Origin of the sequence: Pontibacterium sp. (genome assembly GCF_964228735.1) — a bacterium.
GTDB lineage: Bacteria > Pseudomonadota > Gammaproteobacteria > Pseudomonadales > Balneatricaceae > Pontibacterium.
This window is the reverse complement of record NZ_CAXRBQ010000067.1, coordinates 1-7166: the sequence shown is the minus strand read 5'-3', so window position 1 is coordinate 7166 and position 7166 is coordinate 1. Positions and strand designations below refer to the sequence as shown.

The 7166-nt window shown below is 52.7% G+C and carries 6 protein-coding genes; 1 reads left to right on the top strand and 5 read right to left on the bottom strand.

The genetic code is table 11. The features are described from left to right. The 5 genes from ACEQ15_RS07000 to ACEQ15_RS06980 form a co-directional block, all read right to left on the bottom strand. Positions 1-732: GTP-binding protein (locus ACEQ15_RS07000; protein WP_370278416.1), on the bottom strand; the 732-nt coding region annotated here is incomplete at its 3' end. Positions 733-1856: 1124 nt separating this feature from the next. Continuing rightward, complete coding sequence (locus ACEQ15_RS06995) at positions 1857-2201, bottom strand: metalloregulator ArsR/SmtB family transcription factor (protein ID WP_370278415.1); 345 nt, start codon at positions 2199-2201, stop codon at positions 1857-1859. Between the two features lie 281 nt (positions 2202-2482). Next, positions 2483-3685, bottom strand: a complete 1203-nt coding sequence (gene trpB, locus ACEQ15_RS06990) for a tryptophan synthase subunit beta (RefSeq protein WP_370278414.1) — start codon at positions 3683-3685, stop codon at positions 2483-2485. A 105-nt stretch (positions 3686-3790) separates the two neighbouring features. Next, positions 3791-5443, bottom strand: coding sequence for a methyl-accepting chemotaxis protein (locus ACEQ15_RS06985; RefSeq protein ID WP_370278412.1), 1653 nt, complete (start codon positions 5441-5443; stop codon positions 3791-3793). A 107-nt stretch (positions 5444-5550) separates the two neighbouring features. Continuing rightward, on the bottom strand, positions 5551-5799 hold the full coding sequence (locus ACEQ15_RS06980; protein ID WP_282354018.1) for a hypothetical protein: 249 nt from the start codon (positions 5797-5799) through the stop codon (positions 5551-5553). Between the two features lie 131 nt (positions 5800-5930). On the opposite strand from ACEQ15_RS06980, the gene pdxB reads away from it, so the two are divergent. Continuing rightward, positions 5931-7064 carry a 4-phosphoerythronate dehydrogenase PdxB gene (gene pdxB / locus ACEQ15_RS06975; protein WP_370278410.1) on the top strand — a complete coding sequence of 378 codons (1134 nt, stop codon included), beginning with the start codon at positions 5931-5933 and terminating at the stop codon, positions 7062-7064. Positions 7065-7166 lie beyond the last annotated feature (102 nt).

Genomic DNA, 7166 nt, shown 5'->3' with positions numbered 1-7166 from the left:
GTCGTGGTCGTGGTCGTGGTCGTGGTCGTGGTCGTGGTTGTGGTCGTGGTCGTGGTCGTGGTCGTGGTCGTGGTCGTGGTCGTGAGCCGAATGTGCTTCAGGAAACTGGGCTTGCAGTTCACCATTGCGCACCAGGTCCAGCATCTCCAATGGAATGTTGCCCTGCTCACAGCGAATCACCCGCTGCTTAGGCGGGAAAATACCACCCAGCAGCGACTCTGCCTGTTCAACCAATGCCGGTTCCGCCAAATCACACTTGTTGATTGCGATTACGTCGGCCAGGTTTATTTGATCCTGAAAGACCTCATTTGCCACGACTTCAGGTTGTTCCAGGGCGCGGGGATCCAGCAGGCAGACGGTAGCACGCAGATCCAGAACATCTTCAAAACTGATCCCCTGGAGTACATCAATAATGCCTTCCGGGTGGCCTAATCCGGTGGGTTCGATAATCAAGCGATCCGGGTTGCTGCGTCGGATTAACATCGTCAACGTGATGGCCAGTGATGGACCAAGGGCGCAGCAGATGCAGCCGCCAGCCAACTCCCGTACATGCAGGCCATCTTCATTGGGCAGGGCCGCCTGATCGACACCGATCTGGCCGAACTCATTCACTAATACTGCCCAGGTCTCATTTTCCGGTTTCTGTTGTAGCAATTGATTAAGTGCGGTGGTTTTACCCACGCCCAGAAAGCCGGTGATGATGTTAGTGGGAATCGCGTGATATTTGCTCATTTTGTTACTTTATAACATTTATGGTTTCTCCCAATACTCCCGTGAATCACCAGTCCGGTCAAGTGGCATATAAAGAGGAGGGCTGTCCATTGGAATGGAGGAGAGAGGAATTTTTTTGAAAATATTTATTAAATGCTATTGATAATAATTATCATTAAGATAATATAGATCCCGCTCACGAGAGATGGGCGGACAGGTTACCACCTCACTGACTTTGTTCGCTTTTCGCTGCCACGGATGGCGGCCCCCCCCCACCTCTGGAAAGAGGAGTAGCGTAGTAGGGCGGTCTCAGGGACAGGTTTTAGGATGGCAGTGTTTCACGTTAGCACTGCATCTCCGACTTCAAGCAAAAGGCTCTTGTCATTGAAGCAAACCGCGATTTTCGGGCGCCCTTCGGGGTAGCCCGTTTTTTTTGTCTGCGATTTGTGTCTACAGAACTGTTCTGGAAGGACGGTAAAAAAGTTCGTAAATATTTATCAAATGCTATTGATAATAATTATCATTAATGTACTATGGATCCCGCTCACGAGAGATGGGCGAACAGGTTACCACCTCACTGACTTTGTTCGCCGCACTGCTGCCAGGGATGGCGGCGGTCCCTCACTTCCGAGGATTGGAAGGTGTTATAGAGGGACATCGATTTTACTGAGGGGGGGGGAGATCCCGCTCAGCGATCAGACTTCAAGCTAAACGGCTCTTGTCATTGAAGCAAACCGCGATTTCGGGCTGCCCTTAGGGGTGAGCCCGTTTTTTTTGCTTCGTCCGCAGGTAAGTGCTGCCGATATAAGCCAAATAGATTTCTGACTCCCACGGCAGTGAAAAAGTACAAACTTTTAACTAAATGCTATTGATAATAATTATCATTAATGTAGTATTGATCCTGCTCACGAGAGATGAGCGAACGGGTTACCACCTCACTGACTTCGTTCGCGTTTCCGCTACCAGGCAACTGGTAGCGGTCCCTTTTCCCTAGAGGAGAATGTCTCGATTTAAGGTTTTAGGGCAGGAACGGCTCACGTGTTTCTGCCTCCCAACTTCAAGCAAAGGCTCTTTTCATTGAAGCAAACCGCGATTTTCGGGCTACCCGCAAGGGCAGCCCGTTTTTTTTGTCTGTTTGAAAGGGGTTAGCAGCAGGTGCTGGTGCGGGTAGGGCGGTCGCCCATGGCGTTAAGGGCGTCCAGATTGGATGCCAGAAACTCGGGATTGCCCCCTGCGGTTTCGCGCAGTGCCTGAAGACACCACTCGGGCAGATCGGGGTTGATGCGATAGAACACCCATTTCCCTTCACGACGATCGATCAACAGGCCGCACTGGCGCAGCTGGGCCAGGTGCCTGGATATTTTGGGTTGACTTTCTGCCAGTGAAGCGGTGAGTTCACATACACACAGCTCCTCCTCGTGCTGGATCAGCATGATGGAACGGAGACGTGTTTCGTCCGCAAGGCATTTATAAAACAGAACCGGATTCATGGTGTCGCTTCATTGTGGAAACTGAGCTGGTTATTTTGATCGTTCCTGGGTACCAGTGCAATCTGCAACGATACAGAGCGATTATGTTTGCGTCTTATATCGTGGTCGTGTGATGACTATTGGTTTGCACTGATGTTTATGCAGGATCGCCGTCGTTTATCTCAAACTGTAAACGGGAGGACACAACCTTCGAAAGGGAGAGAGGAAGAGAAGAAAAGAAGGACCGAATTCGCCAACGCTGAAACATCGGCAGAATTCGATCCTTTGGCTGAGCTCTGTGATTACAGACCCAGCTTGTCAGCCACGTAGTCCGCGTCTTTGTCACCACGGCCAGACAGGTTCACCAAAATGGTCTGGTCCGCAGACAGTTCCGGTGCTTTGCGCATTGCCCAGGCTACCGCGTGAGCGCTCTCCAGAGCAGGGATGATGCCTTCAACCTGGGACAGGGTCATGAATGCGTTCAGGCATTCCTGGTCGGTTACTGATTCATACTCAACACGACCCAGGTCTTTCAGGTAGCTGTGCTGTGGGCCAACACCCGGGTAGTCCAGACCGGATGCGATGGAGTGAACCGGCATCGGCTCGCCATCTTCGGTTTCCAATACGTAGCACTTCATACCGTGGATCTCGCCAGGCTTACCCAGGGTCAGGGTTGCGGAGTGCTGATCGGTCTCCAGGCCTTTACCGGAAGGCTCTACACCAACGATGTTTACATCTTCGTCGCCCAGGAACGCAGTGAAAGTACCGATTGCGTTGGAGCCGCCACCGACACATGCAGTCACGTAGTTAGGCAGTTTGCCGTGCTTGGTCATGAACTGTTCGCGGGCTTCAGTGCCGATGATGCTCTGGAAGTCGCGTACCATTTTCGGGAACGGGTGCGGACCTACCACAGAACCGATCGCGTAGATGTAGTTCACCGGGTCTTTCAGGTACTCTTCGAACGCGCTGTCTACCGCATCCTTCAGGGTTGCTGTACCACGGGTAACTGGTACCAGTTTGCAGCCCAGGATCTTCATTTTGGTAACGTTCGGGTGTTCTTTCTCGATGTCCACCTGACCCATGTGGATCTCACATGGAATACCTACCAGGGCACAGGCCGTTGCCAGAGCAACACCGTGCTGACCGGCACCGGTCTCGGCGATGACCTTGGTTTTACCCATGTATTTCGCCAGTAGGGCTTCACCCAGGCAGTGGTTAATCTTGTGAGCACCGGTGTGGTTCAGGTCTTCACGCTTCAGGAAGATCTGTGCACCGCCCAGTTTTTCGCTTAGGCGTTTAGCGTGATACATCGGGCTTGGGCGACCTACGTAATCGGCAAACAGCGAAGCCAGTTCGTCCTGGAACTCTTTAGTGTGACGAATCTCTTCATAAGCGCGGTCGATCTCATCCATGACCTCTTTCAGTTCAGGTGGGATGATCTGTCCGCCGTACTCACCAAAGAAACCGTTGGCATCCGGCATCGCCGCAAAATCAAACTTACTCATGTTACCTCGCTGTATAACCTAATCGCTCTTTTTGTATCGCAAAAAGGAATATAAATCGGTTGGCAGGGCCTGCCAACCGTTGTGATCAATTAATTAGACCAAGGATCAGCCCTTGGCTGGCCAGTAGCCAACGCGAAAGCCACCCCAGTGACGTCCGTTTACGAAGATAGGCACGGAGAGATCGTGCATGATCTCGCCGGTGTCACGTTTATAGGTCTGCAGCAGCATCCGCTCGGTATGGTTGCCGCAACGGGCCCCGGTACGGTCGTTAAAGAGTCGTTTACTGCGGCTCTTCACCAGATCGGTTTTGTAGTCGCCGGTTGGCGGATGCGCGAACTGATTGTTATGGGTTGGCACGTAACCGTTCGGGTCACACACAATAGCGTAGACGAGGTTACTGTCGTTGCCGAGTGCGGCTTCCTGAATCGGTGGCAGGGCCCGGTCGGTAAACTGGTCGTAACAGGTGCTGAATTTCTGCGGATTGGTGTTTTCATCCGGTTTGTAGTCACGGTCGAACAGGTCGGCTTCACTCAGGGTACCGTTACGGATTTCCTGCTCAAACACTTCGCCAATGCGGTCGGCGCAATCACGCGCCGTCTGGAAGAAGATTTTGTGATAGTTGGTTTCGGTATGCTCGGCCAATACGGCGCTGGAGATCTCTGCTACCTCCATCAATGAGGCCGCCTGGTTGGCCAAAACACGCACTTCATCGTCGCTGGCAACCACTTCGCTACGGATACGCCGGATCGATTCGGAGATGATCTCCAGATTGTCCTGATTGGTGTTGGCGCCATCGGCGATAATCGAGATCTGCTCTTCAACCGCGTTGGACTGGGAGGAGATGCCGCCCAATTGTTCGCTCACGTCAGACATAATCTTACTGCTGTCTTCCACGTTATCCGACAGCGAGGTGATGCGGGAGACCACCTGGCGGGTTTCCTGCTGAATCTCATCCACAATGGTTTCCACCTCTCCGGTAGCGCCTGCGGTGCGGGCTGCCAGCTGGCGTACCTCATCGGCAACTACGGCAAAGCCACGACCGTGATCACCGGCACGAGCCGCCTCGATGGCTGCGTTTAGTGCCAGTAGGTTGGTCTGTTCGGCGATCTCTTCGATCACCTTGGTGACGCTCTGGATCTGGTTGGACTTCTCGTTGAGCTGCTCGATCAGTTGCAGGGTTTCGGCGCTCTGTTCATTTAACTGCGCAATTTTGGCTAACGCCATATCGAGGGAACCCTGTCCCTGTTCGCACGTGTCTTTCGCATGCTTGGCCAGTTCGGCAGCGCGTGAGGCCTGTTCAGCGGTCTGGCGCACGGTGTCGGTCATACTCTCGGAGTTATCGGCAATCTGGGCGATCTCACGTACCTGTACATCCAGCTTGGAGCGCAGGTTGTCGGCAGAGAAAGACACCTCGGCGGCTGCGATGGCATTGGAATTGGTTTTGGCCGACAGCAGGTCACCGATGGTTCGGCCCCGTTGAAAGCCAATTGCCAATCTTTGCAGTGCAGGCAACACAAATGCAGAATCGTTATCGCCTAGGCCGTTTGCTGCAGAATCGGTTTGGGACAGCACCGGTGCAACAATACGCTGATGTATGACGAACAAGGTCAGCACGCAGGTAACAATAATACTACCGAAGATTAGTACTAAAAATGTGAGGGGAAAGCCTGCAAAGAAACCGGCGCCGGTGAGTATTGCTGCAAGCGCAGCGATGAAACTAAAGCCTTTCAGGTACTGGCTTGATACGAATTTGTCCATTAAATACTACGCCCATGTTTATTGTTTTTTTGGGTGTCCTAGCCCGAAGAATAACACTACAAAAAATAATGCCATTCGGACTTTAGTAGTAATGGACTGGAAAGGAGTTAACCGAAGTCAAAACCCAGTTGGATTTCGTCACGCTTGGCGGAACGGAAGCCGAGTTTTTTCTGCTCCCGGTTGATCTCTTTCAACAGATCGCGGGCGGCCTGGTAGGAATGGGTGACGGTGTGTGTCACAGTGCTGTCGTTGCAGGTACTATCTCCCCAGCACTGAGTGACGACCCAGTCGCCAATCAAATCCTGATAGAGACGCACGATGCAGTATTCGTGCTGTTTTCGCCAGCGTACGATCAACTCTGTGTTACCGTTTAATGAACCAGGGAAGAAGTGGAAAAATTAAGTCGGCGAATTGAGCCTGAATCTTGTGTATTTGTAAAGCCTCAAGGCCCACATTCTCGGTGGTTTTGGGCGATTTGGTAGGGTAAATGAAGTTAAACATCGTAGCAGACGAAAATATGCCGCTGGTGGAAGAGATCTTCGCCGACTTTGGCAGTGTGAAACGGGTTGCAGGACGCACTATGAGCGCCGATCAGGTCGCCGATGCCGATCTGTTATTGGTGCGTTCGGTCACTCAAGTGAACGAAGAGTTGCTGGCGCAGGCGTCCCCGAAATTTGTCGGTACGGCCACCATCGGCACCGACCATATCGATACTGATTACCTTCAGACACGTGAGATTGCGTTCAGCAGTGCGCCGGGCTGCAATGCCGACGCGGTTGTGGAATACGTACTTAGCTCTGTATTCCATATGGCACAGACACAGGGTTTTGATCCGGCAGATCGCACCTGGGGCATTATCGGTGTTGGCAACGTCGGTGGCCGTTTGCAGCGTCGTCTGGAAGGATTGGGCTACAACGTATTGCTCAACGACCCCCCTCGTGAAGCGAAAGGTGATACGGGTTTCGTGGCGCTGGAACAGCTTTTGGCCGAGGCGGATATCATCTGCATGCACACGCCGCTGACCCGCGATGGAGATCACCCCAGCCACCACCTGCTTTCAACCGCTGAACTGAGTGGTCTGAATGAAGGTGTGATCCTATTGAACGCAGGGCGAGGTCCAGTAATCGATAATACTGCTCTGCTTGAAGTTAAGCAGCAGCGTGATGACATCACCCTGATTCTGGATGTGTGGGAGCATGAGCCGGTGGTTGATCCTGAGCTGGCTGCGCTGACTGAGATCGCCACACCCCACATCGCCGGTTACAGCCACGACGGTAAGATTCGCGGCACCTTTATGCTTTATGAAGCCTGCTGTCAGGCACTGGGTGTAGAGCCGACGAAAACACTGGAAGACTTCCTACCGGAACCGGCGATACGTGAAGTGACGGTGAACGATCAGGTGGCAGCTCTGGATCTGATCCGATTACGGTACGATCCGTACCGGGATGACCGGGATCTGCGCCGCACCCTGCAGGGTAATAAAGAAGAGCGCGCCGTCGACTTTGACCGCTTGCGCAAGCAGTACCCGCAGCGCCGTGAATTCAGCTCGTTGACTGTATCTGGTGTGACCAGCGCCGCCATAGGCGAGCAGCTGAAGGCGCTGGGATTCAAAGTAAGTTGAAGTTATCAAAAAGTCGCAGCGAAACTTAAAATCCCTTAAGCTAGCTGCCCTTTGTTGTACCTTCCGTAGAAAGACTGATACCGATGACAGAAGCGCTTAAAA

Bases quoted from the DNA above. Each gene is read 5' to 3' on its own strand.
- ACEQ15_RS06995 (WP_370278415.1), bottom strand. From the start codon at position 2,201: ATGAATCCGGTTCTGTTTTATAAATGCCTTGCGGACGAAACACGTCTC.
- trpB (WP_370278414.1), bottom strand. From the start codon at position 3,685: ATGAGTAAGTTTGATTTTGCGGCGATGCCGGATGCCAACGGTTTCTTT.
- ACEQ15_RS06985 (WP_370278412.1), bottom strand. From the start codon at position 5,443: ATGGACAAATTCGTATCAAGCCAGTACCTGAAAGGCTTTAGTTTCATC.
- pdxB (WP_370278410.1), top strand. From the start codon at position 5,931: ATGAAGTTAAACATCGTAGCAGACGAAAATATGCCGCTGGTGGAAGAG.